General features: G+C 66.0%; 16 protein-coding genes. 5 read left to right on the top strand and 11 right to left on the bottom strand.

The window, feature by feature from the left end; translation table 11 throughout:
• Positions 1-46 precede the first annotated feature (46 nt).
• Positions 47-1,366, bottom strand: coding sequence for an FAD-dependent oxidoreductase (locus tag ABWL39_RS02620; protein ID WP_367786874.1), 1,320 nt, complete (start codon positions 1,364-1,366; stop codon positions 47-49).
• A 198-nt stretch (positions 1,367-1,564) separates the two neighbouring features.
• Between ABWL39_RS02620 and ABWL39_RS02615 the strand changes: the two genes are divergently transcribed.
• The 3 genes from ABWL39_RS02615 to ABWL39_RS02605 all read left to right on the top strand — a co-directional run bounded on the left by ABWL39_RS02615 (position 1,565) and on the right by ABWL39_RS02605 (position 5,177).
• Positions 1,565-2,146, top strand: coding sequence for a TetR/AcrR family transcriptional regulator (locus ABWL39_RS02615; protein WP_367786873.1), 582 nt, complete (start codon positions 1,565-1,567; stop codon positions 2,144-2,146).
• A 357-nt stretch (positions 2,147-2,503) separates the two neighbouring features.
• Positions 2,504-4,024: a phytoene desaturase family protein gene (locus ABWL39_RS02610; protein WP_367786871.1), complete on the top strand. Its 1,521-nt coding sequence runs from the start codon at positions 2,504-2,506 to the stop codon at positions 4,022-4,024.
• The gene (locus tag ABWL39_RS02605) at positions 4,017-5,177 is read left to right on the top strand and encodes an FAD-binding oxidoreductase (RefSeq protein WP_367786869.1); all 1,161 of its coding nucleotides are present in this window, start codon (positions 4,017-4,019) and stop codon (positions 5,175-5,177) included. The genes ABWL39_RS02610 and ABWL39_RS02605 overlap by 8 nt, the downstream gene beginning before the upstream one ends.
• An 86-nt stretch (positions 5,178-5,263) precedes the next feature.
• On the opposite strand, the gene ABWL39_RS02600 is transcribed toward ABWL39_RS02605, so the two are convergent.
• The 6 genes from ABWL39_RS02600 to rdgB all read right to left on the bottom strand — a co-directional run bounded on the left by ABWL39_RS02600 (position 5,264) and on the right by rdgB (position 10,032).
• The gene (locus ABWL39_RS02600) at positions 5,264-6,883 is read right to left on the bottom strand and encodes an NAD(P)/FAD-dependent oxidoreductase (protein ID WP_367786867.1); all 1,620 of its coding nucleotides are present in this window, start codon (positions 6,881-6,883) and stop codon (positions 5,264-5,266) included.
• 105 nt (positions 6,884-6,988) lie between these two features.
• Entirely contained in the window at positions 6,989-7,279 is a 291-nt protein-coding gene (locus tag ABWL39_RS02595) for a hypothetical protein (RefSeq protein WP_367786865.1), read from the bottom strand.
• A 95-nt stretch (positions 7,280-7,374) separates the two neighbouring features.
• Positions 7,375-7,755, bottom strand: a complete 381-nt coding sequence (locus ABWL39_RS02590) for a RidA family protein (protein WP_367786864.1) — start codon at positions 7,753-7,755, stop codon at positions 7,375-7,377.
• A 13-nt stretch (positions 7,756-7,768) separates the two neighbouring features.
• Complete coding sequence (gene hemW, locus ABWL39_RS02585) at positions 7,769-8,962, bottom strand: radical SAM family heme chaperone HemW (protein ID WP_367786862.1); 1,194 nt, start codon at positions 8,960-8,962, stop codon at positions 7,769-7,771.
• A 12-nt stretch (positions 8,963-8,974) separates the two neighbouring features.
• Positions 8,975-9,433, bottom strand: coding sequence for an N-acetyltransferase family protein (locus ABWL39_RS02580; RefSeq protein ID WP_367786860.1), 459 nt, complete (start codon positions 9,431-9,433; stop codon positions 8,975-8,977).
• Positions 9,430-10,032, bottom strand: a complete 603-nt coding sequence (rdgB, locus tag ABWL39_RS02575; RefSeq protein ID WP_367786859.1) for an RdgB/HAM1 family non-canonical purine NTP pyrophosphatase — start codon at positions 10,030-10,032, stop codon at positions 9,430-9,432. Before rdgB ends, ABWL39_RS02580 begins: the two co-directional genes overlap by 4 nt.
• Before the next feature lie 131 nt (positions 10,033-10,163).
• On the opposite strand from rdgB, the gene ABWL39_RS02570 reads away from it, so the two are divergent.
• The gene (locus ABWL39_RS02570; protein WP_367786857.1) at positions 10,164-11,003 is read left to right on the top strand and encodes a mechanosensitive ion channel domain-containing protein; all 840 of its coding nucleotides are present in this window, start codon (positions 10,164-10,166) and stop codon (positions 11,001-11,003) included.
• Between the two features lie 17 nt (positions 11,004-11,020).
• Here ABWL39_RS02570 and ABWL39_RS02565 read toward each other — a convergent pair whose 3' ends face one another.
• A complete protein-coding gene (locus ABWL39_RS02565) occupies positions 11,021-11,287 on the bottom strand; it encodes a hypothetical protein (RefSeq protein WP_367786855.1) in 267 nt (88 codons plus the stop codon).
• Positions 11,288-11,699: 412 nt separating this feature from the next.
• On the opposite strand from ABWL39_RS02565, the gene ABWL39_RS02560 reads away from it, so the two are divergent.
• Complete coding sequence (locus ABWL39_RS02560; RefSeq protein WP_367786853.1) at positions 11,700-12,284, top strand: putative metalloprotease CJM1_0395 family protein; 585 nt, start codon at positions 11,700-11,702, stop codon at positions 12,282-12,284.
• Between the two features lie 115 nt (positions 12,285-12,399).
• Here ABWL39_RS02560 and ABWL39_RS02555 read toward each other — a convergent pair whose 3' ends face one another.
• The 3 genes from ABWL39_RS02555 to purT form a co-directional block, all read right to left on the bottom strand.
• Complete coding sequence (locus ABWL39_RS02555; RefSeq protein WP_367786851.1) at positions 12,400-14,514, bottom strand: diguanylate cyclase; 2,115 nt, start codon at positions 14,512-14,514, stop codon at positions 12,400-12,402.
• 109 nt (positions 14,515-14,623) lie between these two features.
• On the bottom strand, positions 14,624-15,007 hold the full coding sequence (locus ABWL39_RS02550; RefSeq protein WP_367786850.1) for a group II truncated hemoglobin: 384 nt from the start codon (positions 15,005-15,007) through the stop codon (positions 14,624-14,626).
• 1 nt (position 15,008) lies between these two features.
• Positions 15,009-16,211: a formate-dependent phosphoribosylglycinamide formyltransferase gene (gene purT, locus ABWL39_RS02545; protein ID WP_367786848.1), complete on the bottom strand. Its 1,203-nt coding sequence runs from the start codon at positions 16,209-16,211 to the stop codon at positions 15,009-15,011.
• Between the last annotated feature and the right edge of the window lie 69 nt (positions 16,212-16,280).

The following is a 16,280-nucleotide window of genomic DNA, read 5'->3' as shown; positions in this document are numbered from 1 at the left end:
GCCATCGCCGCGCCCAGCCTTTATTCGAGCCTATCTCCCGCAACCGTCAGGTCCGGCCCGCGCGCAGCGCCCGGTAGACCACCGCTGGCGCGAGCAGGGCGCTCGGCCTGTCCAGCAAGTGCACCACGCGCAGCACCGCACGGGCCACGGCCATATCGCGGCTGGCGGCGTGCATGACCCGCTCGACATAGCGTTGCATCAAGCCAAAGCCAAACGGGCGCTTCGCCGCCACGCAAGGCAGCGCAAGGTCGCTGGCGATTGCGAATTCCCACGGGTCGGCCACCACCCTGGCGGCGCGTCTGAAGAATGCAGGCCAGATCCGCTCGCCGCCGGCTGCCAGGCAGTCGCGCAGCGCCAAGGCCTGTTGCGCCGCGATGGTCATGCCTTGGCCGTAAACAGGATTGAAGCTGCACAGCGCATCGCCCGTGACGAGATAGCCCGCAGGAAAGCGCGACAGCTTATCGTAGCGGTTGCGCACGCTGGCCGGGTATTTGAAGCGTTGCGGGGCGCCGATGGCCTCGGCCTGTGAGATGACCGCGTCGATCTCCGGCGCGCTGTGGCGGCGGATATAGTCGCGGAATGCCTCCAGCGTCGCCGGCGCGGCGCTGTCGCCATAGCTGCCGCAGCTGACGATCCAGCGCTCCCCTTCCTGCTCCATCATGCCGGACGGCACGGGGTTGGCGGCATCGGGCGCCACGAACACCGCGCGCACCCCGGCGTCGTGCGGCTCGCTCCGCCGGAACCAGCAACTGCTGTAGGTGACGTTGACCGTGAGCGTATCCTGCATGGGCAGCGGAAAGCCCGCCTGCTGCAGCCACTGGCGGGAGCGGCTGCCACGGCCGCTGGCGTCGATCACCAGGTCCGCGTCGAGCGTTTGCGGCGCAGCGCCATCCGCGCTGTAGCTGACGCCGACGACGCGCCTGCCGTCGCCGCTGAAGACAAGGCCGCCAACGCTGACCCCGTGGCGCAGCTCGACCTGGCCGATGGCGGCGACCCGCCCGGCCACCACGTGTTCGAGCAACGGCCGGCTCGCCACCAGGCCAGCGATGCCGCTGTCGCCGCTGACGAAGCGCGTGCGCTTGCCGACATAGAACAGCGCATCCTTCAGCATGTCGCCGACCGCACCGCCCTGCGCCACCACGTCGTCGACGATGCCGGGCAACAATTGCTCCAGCGCGATGCGGCCCGCGGCCAGAAAACCGTGCACATGCGCCCCTTGCGGCACGCCCTTGCGCGGCACGATCGCCTCACGCCGGGTGTCACGTTCGAGAATCAGCACCTGCTCGAAAAAGGGCGCGACCGCCGCCGCCACGAGCAGGCCCGCCATGCTGCCGCCGATGATGACGGCACGCTTGCCATCCGACATTGAGTTTTCCCCGTGAGCGAGTGTGATGGCCACCATGCAGCCGGGCCCGGTATGGCATGGCCCACCTGCGGCGGGCTGGCGCCATGCGATGGCAGCACGTCGGCGACCAAAGTGGCAGCCGCTATCGATACGCGGCACCACAAATCTTGACATCGTAAAGTTGCCATCGTAGTTGGGCTGGCTTTACATTGTCAACATATGAGCGAATCCAGTTATCACCATGGCGATCTGCGCAATGCCTTGCTGTCGGCCGCCGAGCAGATCCTGCGCGAACAGGGGCCGGAGGCGCTGACGCTGCGCGCCTGCGCGCGCCAGGCCGGCGTCTCGCACGCCGCGCCCACCCACCATTTCGGCAATATCGCGGGCCTGTTGACGGCACTGGCCTGCATCGGCTTTCAGCGCATGCTGCAGGTACAGCAGCGGATGCTGAGCGACGAGCCGTCCGATCCCACCGCCCGCGCCAAGGTGGCGGGGATGGGCTATATCCAGTTCGCGCTCGACAACCCGGCGCTGTTCGACCTGATGTTCCGCGATCCCAGAATCGACTGGCAGGATGCGGCGCTGGTCAGCGCCTTCAAGGCGGCGCGCCAGCCGGTGTTCGACGCCATTCACGCGCTCGAGGCCACGCACGGCCCGGCACCGGGGCAACTGAGCTGGATCAAGGCCTGGAGCCTGGTGCACGGCTTCTCGACACTCGCCACCAGCGGCCTCTTGCGCAACACCGACAGCACGCAGCCACAGCAGGACCTGCAGGAACTGATGCGCAAGCTGTTCGACTGAGCCACGGGTTCGAGCCCCCCGCGCCTACTAAGCTGCACGGGCCGTGCCTGGCCGACTCGTCGGCAATCAAACATTACCGTACTGGCCCGGGAGGAGCATGCAAGCGCCCGGCCACGCGGGCCCGCCACCGCAGCAGCACAACGCCCCTCTTCCCCCTCCCGGGTCTCGCTCTGACGTCAACCCGCGCACCATGTTGACGTCGACAAGATTTCCCTCTACGCTAAATCTTGGCATCGGCAAGATTAGCCGCTCGCAGCCGCGACGACTGCGGCCCCGCATTGACCGACGGTATGCCGAGCACGGCCATGGCGGCTTATTTCAACCAAATCTTTACATCGACAAGATAAGGAGACACGGATGGCGCATTTTGACGCGGTGGTGATCGGTGCCGGCAATGCCGGGCTGACCGCCGCCACCAAGCTGCAGCGCAGCGGCTGCAAGACCCTGCTGCTGGAGCGGCACAATGTTCCCGGTGGCTGCGCCACCTCGTTCATACGCGGCGATTACGAATTCGAAGTCGCGCTGCACCAGCTGAGCGGCCTCGGCACCGAGGCGCAGCCCTTCATCATGCGCCAGCTGTTTGCCGACCTGGGCGTGCTCGACAAGGTCGAGTTCGTGCAGGAACACGAACTGTACCGGCTGGTGATCCCCGGCCTGTTCGACACCACGCTGCCGGCGAGCTGGAAGGGCATGATGAAGCAGCTGCAGGCCAACTACCCGCAGGAAAGCGACGCCATCGAGCGCTTCTTCGACATGGCCTCGAAGCTGACCATGGAAAACTTCCTGCAACTGCCGCAGTGCCGCCGCGCCAACGACGCCGCGATGCTGCAGGCGACCTGCCCGACCTATGTCGCCTACGGCCTGCGCCCGGCGCAGGACGTGCTGGACGAGTTCTTCGACGATGACAAGCTGATCTCCACGATCGCCATCTACTGGTGCTATCTGGGTGTGCCGCCAAGCCAGCTGCCGTTTGCCGACCTGATGGCGATGCTGTTCGCCTATTGCACCTTCAAGCCCTGGAATATCCGCGGCGGCTCGCAGGCCCTGTCCAGCGCCCTGCTCGACGCCTTCCTGCGTGCCGGTGGCGAGGTGCGCTTCAACTGCGGCGCCGAGAAGATCCTCACCGAAGGCCGGCGCGTGAGCGGCGTGCGGCTGGCCTCGGGCGAGACCGTCCGCTGCGACGCGGTGCTGTCCAATGCCAGCCCGCTGGTCACCTACAACGAGCTGCTCGACTGGGACGCGCCGCCGCTGGAAATCCAGCAGGATTTCAAATCGCGGCGCATGGGCACCTCGGCGCTGGTCGTGTACGTCGGGCTCGATTGCCCGCCGGAAGCCGTCGGCATCACCACCGCCTCGACCTTCATCGGCAGCACCACCGACAACGATGCGATCCACGAGCGCATGAGCAGCTTCGACAAGCCGCTGTTCGGCATGGCCACCTGCTACAACTTCGTCGATACCAAGCTGGTGCCACCGGGCAAGAGCCTGATCTCGCTGGTGGCGCTGCAATACGGCGAGATGTGGCGCAAGCTGCCGCCCGGGGACTATCTGCGCACCAAGTACGAGCAGGGCGAATTGCTGATGCAACTGATCGAGGCCGTCTTTCCCAGGCTGCGCGAGCACATCGAGGAGCTCGAAGTGGCCACGCCGCTGACCATGATGCGCTACCTCAACAGCCCGGACGGCGCGATCTACGGCTTCAAGCAGCACACCGTCGATTCCGAACTGTTCCGCGATCGCCTGCAAGGGGTGGCAGGCCTCTACAACGCCGGCAGCTGGGTCGGCATGGGGGGCTTCCAGCCTGCCTATATGTCGGGCGAAGCGACTGCGCGCGCCGTGTTGAAACATCTGTTACAGAAGGAATTGGCCCATGCCTGACACTACCCTCCTCAACGCCGTGGCCGGCTATGCCGAGGCAATGGCCGACAAGCACCAGCTGGAGCAGCACGGCAGCGATTTCAGCGAGCTCAGGCACGCAGTCGGCGCAACACTCGCGCAACTGCACCCCACGCGCATCGCGCTCACGATCGCCGACATCATCGACGAGACGCCGAGCACCCGCACGCTCCGCCTGGTGCCGCTCGCAGGCGAGCTGCCGCCGTTCCAGGCGGGGCAGTATGTCAATCTGTACGTGGACATCGACGGCGTGCAGACGGCGCGCCCCTACGCGATCTCGTCGTCGCCGTCGGTGCGCAGCCACTATGACCTGACTATCAAGCGCGCGCGGGATGGCTATGTCAGCCACTACCTGCTCGACCGCGTCGCGGTCGGCCAGCGGCTGGAGAGCAGCGGACCCATGGGCACCTTCTTCCACAACCCGCTGTTTCACGGCAGCGAGCTGGTCTTTCTCGCCGGCGGCTCAGGCATCGTGCCGGCGCGCAGCATGATCCTGGATATGCTCGATCGCCACCTGCCGTGGCGCTTTCAGGTGATCTACGGCAACAGCTACGCCGACGACGTGATCTTCCAGCAGGAATTGCGCGAGCTCGCGGCAGCGCACGACAACTTCACGCTGACCGAAATCGTTTCACGGCCCGCCGACGGCTATACCGGCCTGGCCGGGCATCTGTCGGCGGAACTGATCGAGCGCCTGGTCGGCGATGTGGCAGGCAGGATGTACTACATCTGCGGCCCAACACCGTTTAACGACAATTGCCTGGCCCAGCTGGCGCAGCTGGGCGTCAAGCGCCGGCGCATCCGCGTCGAGGCCAACGGCGCGCCCAAGTGCCCGGCCAGCCTGGCGCAGTGGCCCGCGCATGTGAGGCAGGACCACGAGGTGACGGTCACCGTGCATGGCAAGGGCAGCTTCCGCGCGCGCGCCGGCGAGCCGCTGCTCAACAGCCTGGAGCGTAACGGCTATGCCGCCGAGAACGCCTGCCGCTCGGGCGAATGCAGCCTGTGCCGGGTCAAGCTGCTGTCGGGCGAGGTGTTCAACCCGCCCGAGGCCAAGCTGCGTCAATCCGATCGCGATTTCGGCTGGGTCCACACCTGCGTGGCTTTCCCGACGCAGGACATCGAAATCCTGCTGTAAGTGACGGCGGTACCGGTGCACGATCGCACCGGTGCCGCTGGCGGGCAGGCCCGACGCAGCCAGCCGCCCCCCAGACGAGGCTGCGCTCAACGCGGGGCGGGCTGCCCCGTCATGCTGAGCGCCACGGCCTCGGCCACCTCGATGCCATCGACCGCGGCCGACAGGATGCCGCCCGCGTAGCCGGCCCCCTCGCCCGCCGGGAACAGACCGCGCGTATTGAGGCTCTGGTAGTCGTCGCGATTACGCGTGATGCGGATCGGCGACGAGGTGCGCGTCTCGACGCCGGTAAGCACCGCGTCGTGCATCGCATAGCCCTTGATCTGCTTGTCGAAGGCCGGCAGCGCCTCGCGGATCGCCTCGATCGCATAGGCGGGCAGGCTCGGGTTCAGATCGCCGAATTTCACGCCGGGCTTGTAGGATGGCTCGACCTCGCCGACACCGCTCGACGGCCGGTTGGCGATGAAGTCGCCGACCAGCTGACCCGGCGCCAGGTAACCGCCGCCACCGAGCTCGTAGGCGCGCGACTCCAGCTCGCGCTGCAGCTCGATGCCGGCCAGCGGGTGATCGCTCGGGAAATCGGCCGGGGTGATGCCGACGACGATGCCGCTGTTGGCGTTGCGCTCGTTGCGCGAATACTGGCTCATGCCGTTGGTGACGACGCGGTTCGGTTCCGACGTGGCCGCCACCACCGTCCCGCCCGGGCACATGCAGAAGCTGTATACCGAGCGGCCGTTGCTCGCGTGGTAGACGAGCTTGTAGTCGGCCGCGCCAAGGATGGCGTTGCCTGCAAAATCGCCGAAGCGCGCGCGGTCGATCAGGGACTGCGGGTGCTCGATGCGGAAGCCGACCGAGAACGGCTTCGCCTCGACATACACCCCCTTGTCGTAAAGCATCTGGAAGGTATCGCGCGCGCTGTGGCCGATCGCCAGCACCACGTGCGAGGTGGCGATGCGCTCGCCGCCGGCCAGCACCACGCCGCGCACCTGGCCGTTGTCGATCTCGATCTCGTCGACCTTGCTCTGGAAGCGCACCTCGCCGCCGAGCGCCTCGATACCGGCTCGCATCTCCTCGACCATGCCGACGAGGCGGAAGGTGCCGATATGCGGCTTGCTGACGTAGAGGATCTCCTCCGGCGCGCCAGCCTTGACGAACTCGTCGAGCACCTTGCGGCTGTGGAATTTCGGGTCCTTGATCTGGCTATAGAGCTTGCCGTCGGAGAAGGTGCCGGCGCCGCCCTCGCCGAACTGCACATTGGATTCGGGGTTCAGTACCGACTTGCGCCACAGGCCCCAAGTATCCTTGGTGCGCTCGCGCACGGCCTTGCCACGCTCGAGGATGATGGGACGGAAACCCATCTGGGCCAGGATCAGGCCGGCAAACAGGCCGCACGGCCCCATGCCGATGATGACGGGGCGTTCGCTCAAGCCGGCCGGCGCCTGCGCCACGAACTGGTAGCGCATGTCGGGCGCGGGCCCGATGTGGCGGTCGTCACGCAGGCGTTTGAGCACCGCGGCCTCGTTGCGCAGCTCGACATCGACGCTGTAGACCAGCGAGATCGCACTCCTCTTGCGCGCGTCGTAGCCCCGCCGGAAGATGCTGAAGCCGAGCAGGTCGCCCTCCTTCACGCCAAGCCGCTTGAGTACGGCAGCCTTGAGCTCGGGCTCGGCATGGTCAAGGGGGAGTTTCACTTCAGTCAGTCGCAACATACGCATCTTCCGGGTTTACAAACAACACAGCCGCACGTTCGCGCGGCTGGAAAAATAGCATTTTACCGCTGTATCGACGCGCGGCAAAATCGGGCGCGGGCCGGCTCAGCCGCGGAACTTGGCACCTGTCGCGGCTGCGTGCTGGTTGACCGCGTCCACCGCGAACGCCTCGTCGAAGCGCGCGCAATCCTCGTTGCGGCATTCGAAGAAGGCCTTCTGCACGTGCCAGGTGTCACCCGAGCGGCTCAGGCCTTCCTGGCGCGGCGAAAATACCAGGTGCCGGCCGCAGAACGGGCAGGCGATATCGGTTTCCTGGGTGTAGGCGTCGGCAATCTTGCCGACCTCGAGCGTGCCCATGAAACGGAATCTGTCGGGGGCTTGGTCTGTCATCTTCATGCTTTCTACTGGCTGGCGGGCGGCTGCCCGCGCGCATCTTGCAAAGTAAAAACGGCGATCGTCGACCGCCGTCTCACGCTTGATGGGCGAGCGGATCAGCTCAACACCATCACCGCATCGGCCTCGACCACGCCGCCGCGCGGCAGGCTGGCAACGCCGACTGCAGCGCGCGCCGGGTAAGGCTCCTGGAAATACTGCCCCATGATCTCGTTGAACTTGGCGAAGTTCGACAGATCGGTCAGGTAGGCATTGAGCTTGACGATGTCACGCGTGGTGCCGCCCGCGGCCTCGCACACGGCGCGCAGGTTCTTGAATACCTGGTGGGTCTGCGCTTCGAAGCCCTCGGCCATCTCCATGGTGGCCGGATCGAGGCCGATCTGGCCCGACATGTAAACGGTGGCGCCGGCCACGACGGCCTGCGAGTAGGTGCCGATGGCCTTGGGGGCGCGCTCGGTGGAGATGATTTCCTTCTTCATGCTGACTCCTTGTTCAGTCCGGTTCCCCGTTGAGGAACAGTTGCAGTAAATCGTTGAGAAAACGCTGGCCGGCCTGTGTCGGGCGGATGCCGACATGGTCGCGCTCGAGCAGGCCACGCGCTTCCGCCTCGCTCAGCTCACGCTCAATTCTAGCCAAGGGCAGGCCGGTGCGCTCGGTAAACAGCTGGCTCTCGAAGCCGCCCGTCAGCCGCAGCAGGTTCATCATGAACTCGAAAGGCAGCTCATCGAGCGCGACCTGACGGCTTTCCTGCACCGGCGCGCCGGCGGCGATCTCGCGCAGATACTGCGTCGGCTGCTTGTAGCGCATCTCGCGCACGATGCGGTCATGGAAGGTCAGCTTGGAATGTGCGCCGGCGCCGATGCCGAGATAATCGCCGAACTGCCAGTAGTTGAGGTTGTGCTGGCAGCGCCGGCCGGGCCGCGCAAACGCCGAGGTCTCGTAATGATCGAAGCCGGCAGAGGCAAGCTCCGCCTCGACCATCTCCTGCATGTCGGCCGACAGCTCGTCGTCGGGCAAGGCGGGCGGGTAGCGGTAGAACAGCGTGTTCGGCTCCAGCGTCAGGTGGTAGGCCGACAGATGCGTGGAGCCGGCGTCGATCGCGGTGCGGATGTCGGCCTGCGCCTCGGCCAGCGTCTGCCCGGGCAGCGCGTACATCAGGTCGAGATTGAAGTTGTCGAAATGCCGGTGGGCAATCTCGATCGCGCGCTGCGCCTCGCGCTCGTCGTGGATGCGGCCGAGCGCCTTGAGGTGACCTGCGTTGAAGCTCTGGATGCCGATCGACAGGCGGTTGATGCCGGCCGCACGGTAATCGCGGAACTTGTCGGCTTCGAAGGTGCCGGGGTTGGCCTCCAGCGTGATCTCGGCATCGGCATTCAACGCCACGCGCGCGCGGATGTCGGCCAGCAGCCGGTCGAGCCCGGCGGCCGAGAACAGGCTCGGCGTGCCGCCGCCGAAGAAGATGCTGACCACGCGGCGGCCCCAGATCGACGGCAGCGCCAGCTCCAGGTCGCGCACCAGCGCATCGAGATAGCCGTTCTCGTCGAAGCCGTTCTTCGCCTCGTGCGAATTGAAGTCGCAATACGGGCACTTGCGCACGCACCACGGCATGTGGATGTACAGCGCCAGTGGTGGCAGCGCCTGCAGCTGCCAATGGCTGCGCCCGGCGGGAAGGGAAATCGTCTGCATGGCGGGTAAGACTCAGCCGAGCGGCGCGAGATTCAGCGCGTAGTAAAAAAACTGTATGTCGCGCTGCCAGCCCAGCGATTCGTACAGTGCCTGCGCCGTCGCATTGTCGGTGGCGGTGGACAGCACCAGCTGCACGGCGCCCCGCTCGCGCCCGGCTGCCGCCGCCGCAGTCATCAGCTGGCGGCCGACGCCGTGGCCGCGATAGGCCGGATCGACGAACAGGTCTTCGAGGGTGTAGATGCGGTCGGCGGCGAGCGAGGAAAAGGTCGGGTACATCTGGATGAAGCCGGCCAGCCCGTCGCCCGCATCGGCCACCAGCAGCAGCGATTCGGCCTTGCGCATGCGTTCGCCGAGATAGGCACGCGACAGCGCGAGGTCAGCCGGCAGCGTGTAGAACTGGCGATACGCGTCGAACAGTAGCGCCAATCGGTCGAGGTCGGCGGGTGTCGCCAGGCGGACGTGCAGGTTCATGCGGCACCACCATCGCGGCGGCGCAGCTTCGCCACCAGTTCGACCAGGGCCTTGCCACGATGGCTCATGCGGTTCTTGATATCGGCGTCGAGCTCGGCCACCGTCTTGCCGGTTTCCGGCACCAGGAACAGTGGGTCATAACCGAAACCGCCCTCCCCGCGCGGCGCGTCGAGCACCTCGCCATGCCACTCGCCCTCGGCGATCAGCGGCTGCGGGTCGTCGGCATGGCGCACGAACACCAGCACCGCCACATAGTGCGCACGGCGGTCGACCTGCCCGGCCAGGTCGGCCAGCAGCTTGTCGTTGTTGCGCGAGTCCGATTTCGGCTCGCCGGCGAAGCGTGCCGAATACACGCCCGGCGCGCCGCCCAGCGCCGATACGCAGATGCCGGAATCGTCGGCCAGCGCCGGCAGGCCGGTCACGCGGCTCGCATGGCGCGCCTTGGCCAGCGCATTCTCGACGAAGGTGCAGTGCGGTTCTTCCGCCTCGCTCACGCCCAGCTGGCCCTGCGGCACGATGTCGAACCCGAGCGGCGCCAGCAGTGCGCCGAACTCGCGCAGCTTGCCCGCGTTATTGCTTGCGATAACCAGTTGTTGCATGAGAGGAATTCCCGAAAAGAGGCGGCAGGCGAAAAGGGCCGAAGGTTACTCCAACTGGCCGGTGCGCGCCAGCCGATGACATAATCGCCGGGTTCATGCCATCAACGGACCAGAAAGCGCCCACAGCCGCCATGCCGCCACTCTCCACCCTGTTCCAGGAACGCACGATGCTGCTGGACCTGTTCAGCACGATCCTGTTCGCGCTATTGCTGGTCGTTGCCCGCTTCGTGGTCAGGCGCATGATCGTCGCGCGCCAGGATCTGCCGCCGGAAGTCCGCCGGCGCTGGCAGGTGACGCTGCGCAACAGTATCCTGCTGACCTTTCTGCTCGGGCTGGTATTCATCTGGGGGCATGAGATCCGCACGCTGGCCGTGTCGCTGGTCGCCATCGCGGCGGCGATCGTGTTGGCCACCAAGGAGCTGATCCTGTGCCTGATCGGCGGTATCTATCGCACCAGCTCGCGCGTGTTCGACATCGGCGATGTGGTCGAGATCGGCAGCACGCGCGGCAAGGTGGTCGACCGCAACCTGCTGTCCACCACGCTGCTGGTCAGCGGCTCGACGGCGGCCGGCCGGCTGGCCACGATCCCGAACAGCCTTCTGCTGAACCAGCCTGTATTCAACGACGCCCTGTTCGGCGACTACACCTTGCAGCTGATCACGATCCCCCTGCCCACGGGGGCCGACTGGCAGCGCGCCGAGGCGCTGCTGCTGGCCGCAGGCGAGGCCGAATGCGCGCCCTACCTGTCGCACGTGAGCGACCATGCAGCCCACGTCGAGCGCCACCGCGCACTCGACGTACCGAGCGTGGCGCCACGCGTGCGCCTCAAGCTGCCCGATCACGAGCACATGGAGTTGCAGCTGCAGGTGCCGCTGCCGATAAACGGCCGCCTCAGCGCCGAGCAGCGCATCCTGCATGCCTTCATGTCGGCATGGCAGGCGCCTTCCGCCAACGCGCCGCTGGCGAGCTAGCATGCCGCTGCGGTGGGCTATTTCCAGGGGATCTCGATGAAGATGCCGCGCTTGCGGATGCGGACCTTCATCTTCTCGCCGCCGAACTGGAGCTCGAGCCGCTTGCCCATGGCTTTCTTGAGCTCGCGTTCCTGGTCCTGCTCGGCCAGGTTGGGCGGCGGTGGAATCAGGTAGCTAGGTGGGTTCTGCAGTTCGGCGGGAATCGCCGGAATGAGGCTGGGGTCAACCAGACGCAGCTTGAGTGGGATGGTCACCTTGGCGGGCGGCGCATCGGGATGGTCCAAAAGAATGGCAGGCGGCTCCGCAGCCCGGAGACCGCCTGCCCAACATGCCGTCGTCGCTGCCAGGACTAGGCACAACCCACACTTCAGCATCGTCTGTACTCCCATAACAGGTGCGGGAGAAAAGGTGCTCAATTGGCGGACAAGGCCGCGTCAGCACACCTCATGTCTGTACATTAGCATTTACTAATCGTTATGCAAGCGAACTGGGGAAGGCTTCTCGAATTCAGTTTCGGATTATTTGAAGCAGAGCACAAGGTCAGAATGAGCGTTTGCGAGAGGCCGCGGGCAAACACATATGCGCTGCTTCAAATAATTTCATGTCATACCGCCTGTTTAGCCTGAAAAACCCAGCATTGTCATTCTCAATCAAGCACCTATACTCATAGCAAGGCTCGCTTTACGGCTGCCCATCATGCTGAATTCTGTAAGCTCCTCCTCCGGTCTTTCCTACGCCACGCCGCAGACGCGTGGCCAGGGTCAGGTCGCGTCCGGCGATCAGGCCAAGGGCCAGGGTGGCACCGACAAAGCCAGCGCCGGCAATTCATCGCAAGACAGCCAGCAGGTCGACCAGACCAATATCGCTCAACTGAAAGCCCGCGACAGCGCGGTGCGCGCTCACGAACAGGCGCACATCGCCGCCAGTGGCGGGCTGGCTGAGGGCGGCCCGAGCTTCGTCTACCAGCGGGGGCCCGATGGCAAGAATTATGCGATTGGCGGCGAGGTCAATATCGATGCCTCGCCAGGCAGAACGCCACAGGAGACCATTACCAAGGCGCAGCTGGTCAGGGCTGCCGCGCTCGCCCCGGCCGACCCATCGCCGCAGGACCGTTCGGTTGCGGCACACGCCACGCAGATGGAGCTGCAGGCACGAGCCGAGTTGCTGACGCAGGGCTCGCAGCAGACCGCCAAATCACGTGAGTTGAATGGTGACAGCAACCCCGCGATCCGTGCCTATAGCGGCGCGGATAACGGCTCGAGCTTCAACGCCTATGCCTGACCCGGCGCTCGTCGCCTTGCACCGCGTTGGTGATCTGCCGCACACAGGGCTTGGTTGCACGAACCGCCGCGCATAAAGCAGACCGGCGCAACACAACAGGATCGCGCACCGGCCTTTACGACGCCACCACCCGCCCCTTGCCCTGCCGCTTGGCCTGATACATCGCCTCGTCGGCGCGCGCCAGCAATTGCTCGGCAGTCATGCCCGGCATGACCAGTTGCACGCCGATGCTGGCGCTGATGCTCGCGCGGCCAGCGGCGAGATCAAACGGCAGCAGGATTTGCGCCAGCATCTTCTCGGCGATGTCGGCAGCGTCCAGCGGATTGGCCAGGTCGGTCAGCAGCACGGCGAATTCGTCGCCACCCAGCCGTGCCACCAGGTCGGTGCGGCGCAGCAGTTCCGCCAGGCGCTGCGCGACGATCTGCAGCAGCTCATCGCCCGCTTCATGCCCCAGCGTGTCGTTGATCGCCTTGAATCCGTCGAGGTCGACGAACAGCAAGGCATCGTGGCGGCCGCCCGGTCGCGCCATCTCCACCATCGCCGACAAGGCCTGATCGAAGCCACGCCGGTTGGCCACGCCGGTCAGCGCGTCTTGCCGAGCCAGCCGCATTGCCTGCTCCATGCTCTGGCGCTGGTCCGAGACGTCACGGCCGATCAACACATAGCGCAGCCCGCCCTCGTCGGCCAGATCGATCGACCAGATCCAGACATCCACGATCTTGAGCTGCCGCTCCCGCGACAAGACGGTCAGCTCGCCGTGCCACTCCGTGCCGTGCCGCAGCACCGCCGCGACGTCATCGAAGGTGAACTGCACCGGCCGCGGAAACAGGAACCATGGCCGCCGGCCGCGACAGGCCGAGACGGGCCACCCGGCGATGGCCTCGAAGGCGGCATTGGCCTGCTCGACGCGAAAACGTCCGTCGAGCACCACGATCGCATCATGGGCGTGGGCATAGATACGATCGAGCACCCGCCCCCTGAGCCGCCCCTCGCGCTGATCGGTCATGTCGCGGCAGATGCCGATCAGGCCGAGGAACTGGCCGTTGCGGCCGAAACGGCCACGCGCACGCACCTGCAGATAACGCCAGCCATTCGCACCATGCCAGCGGAAGTAAGTTTCGACCTGGGCCTGCTCGCCGTTCTGCAGCTCGTCGAAGCGGGGCACCAGATCATGGGCCAGGCCGCCGGCTGCGCGGTGCAGGAACTCGATGACCGGCGTGCCGATCAGCCCGTGATATTGATCGCCGAGCAGCTCCGCCACTCCTGGCGACAAGTAGCTGAAACGGCCGGCGCGGTCGGTTTCCCAGATCCAGTCCGACTCCATCTCGACCACGTCGCGAAAGCGCGACTCCATCCTGTCGCGCTCGCCGCGCACGGCATCGAGCAGCTCGGCCGAACGACTCGCGCGCGAAGCCTGCACCATGACGATGGCGAAGCCCAGCAGCAGTATGCCCGCCAGTGGCCAGATCATGTGGTGGGCCAGGCGCGGGGAGATCGGCTCGCTGTCCCACAGTAGGGAACCGATGGGCTTGCCGCTGACATCGGTCAGCACCAGGCTGCGTGGGTTGTCCACGCCGTCGCTGGCATAGCGCACATGCCCCAGCCCCAGTTGCTGCTCCATCTCGCTGAGTCGCAGCAGGTTGAGGGGGTAGATGAAAACGGTGACAAAACCATCGTTCGGCGCCTTGGCGAACGCCGACGGGGTGTCGGGCTGAATCGCCGCCGCTGCGACAATGACAGGCTGGCCTTGCAGGCGCAGCATCCCCGCCGCCACGCGCGGTGTGGCCGAGCGCCGTGCCTGCGCCGCCAGCCGCGCTACAGCGGCATGAGCCTCGGCATCGAGCAAGGGCGGCTTGCTGGTTGCGCCAAATGGCGTCAGCCAGGGGCGGTCGTCGGGGTCGAGGAAATAGATCGCCTGGATGCCGAACGCCCACAAGCCCGGCGTCGCGATGTTCTGTACGGCCCACCGCTCGTTGCGACGCTCAACGACCTGCTCATAGGCCTCGTTCCAGTGGCTGTTGTCGACGGCGAGCCACTTCACTTGCCGCTGCTGGCTCGCCAGCGTCTGCGTCAGCAGCTGGCGCGCATAATTGTGCGTATTGATGTCGAGCTCGCGCTCGGCGACAAACAGCAGGCCGAGCACGCCCGCGCTGCCGAGCAGCAGGACGTAGAGGGTGGGCCGGATCAGGGCCCACAGGATGGTTCGGGAATCCGCAACAGGCTCAGCCATGGCGCGATGTCAGTCCGTCGGACGATGCCGGGCCCGCACTCAGCGGGCGCCAGGAAATGGATGTTCTGCCATCGTTATAGCCACAGACCGATGCCGCTGCCGCCCGCCACTACTCGCGATTGCGCATGAAATCCGCGGTACGCCAGAACGATACTTCGAGCCGTTCGCGCAGGGCGTCTTCCATCGGGATCTCGGCCATGGCCTGCAGCATGCACAGCATCCACTGGTCGCGCGCCGCTTCGTCCACGGCAAACGGCAGATGGCGCGCACGCAACATCGGGTGGCCGTGCTTCTGCACGAACAGGTCCGGCCCGCCGAGCCAGCCGGACAGGAACATGAACAGCTTGTCGCGCGACGAGGTCAGGTCGGCCGGGTGCATCTCGCGGATGTGCGCGGCGCGCGGGTCGCTCGCCATGATTTCGTAAAAGCGGTCGACCAGCTGGCGCACCACCGCCTCACCGCCGAGCAATTCATAGGCGCTCAACTCGGCCATGTCACACCCCCTTCACTGGCTGCACTCGCGTGGCTGCGAGCTTGGCCCGCTCGCGCGCCAGCTCGGTATCGTCGCCATTGGCCAGCGCGACCCCCATGCGGCGGCGCGCGAACGACTCGGGCTTGCCGAACAGGCGCAGGTCGGTTTCTGCCACCGCCAGCGCCTCATCGACGCCTTCAAAGGCAATGCCGGGCGCATCGAGCTCGCCGTAGATCACGGCCGATGCGCCCGGGCGCCGCAGGCTGACGTCGACCGGCAGGCCGAGAATGGCCCGTGCATGCAGCTCGAACTCGGAGAAGCGCTGCGAACACAAGGTGACGAGCCCGGTATCGTGCGGCCGCGGGCTCACCTCGGAGAACCACACATCGTCGCCCTTGACGAACAATTCGACGCCAAACAGGCCGCGCCCGCCCAGGTTGTCGGTTACCGCCTTGGCGATCTCGCGCGAGCGGATCAGCGCGCCCTGGCTCATCGCCTGCGGCTGCCAGCTCTCGACATAGTCGCCCTTGACCTGCAGATGGCCGATCGGTGCGCAGAAATACGTTTCAACATTGCCGTCCGCCCCATTGGCGCGCACGGTCAGCTGCGTGATCTCGTAATCGAAATCGATGAAGCCCTCGACGATGACCTTACCCTGATTGATGCGGCCACCGGTGGCAGCGTAGTCCCAAGCGGCGGCGAGCTCGTCCGGGCCATGCACGGTAGATTGCCCCTTGCCCGACGACGACATCACCGGCTTGACCAGGCAGGGGTAGCCGATACCAGCATCCACGGCGGCGCGCAGCTCGTCCAGGCTCTCGGCAAAGGCATAGGGCGAGGTCGGCAGGCCCAGCTCTTCGGCGGCCAGGCGGCGGATGCCTTCGCGGTTCATGGTCAGCTGCGCGGCACGCGCGGTCGGGATCACCTCGGCCAGCCCTTCGCGCTCGATCTTGACCAGCTCATCGGTAGCGATCGCCTCGATCTCGGGCACCACCAGATGCGGGCGTTCGAGCTCGATCACGCGACGCAGCTCGCCCGGGTCGGCCATATTGATGGCGTGCCAGCGATGTGCCACCTGCTGCCCCGGTGCATGCGGGTAGCGGTCCACCGCGATCACCTCGATGCCCAGCCGCTGCAAGGCAATGATGACCTCCTTGCCGAGCTCACCGCTGCCGAGCAGCATCACGCGGGTCGCGCCGCGGCTGAGTGGCGTGCCAATACGCATCGTGTCGTCCTCAAGTCGATTTCAAGGGGCGGATTCTAGCATGGCCGCCGGCCCTCATTTTGTCCGCGA

This window comes from Chitinivorax sp. PXF-14 (genome assembly GCF_040812015.1).
Taxonomy (GTDB): domain Bacteria; phylum Pseudomonadota; class Gammaproteobacteria; order Burkholderiales; family SCOH01; genus JBFNXJ01.
Note: the sequence above shows the minus strand (reverse complement) of the source record. Positions and strands in the feature narration are given on the sequence as shown.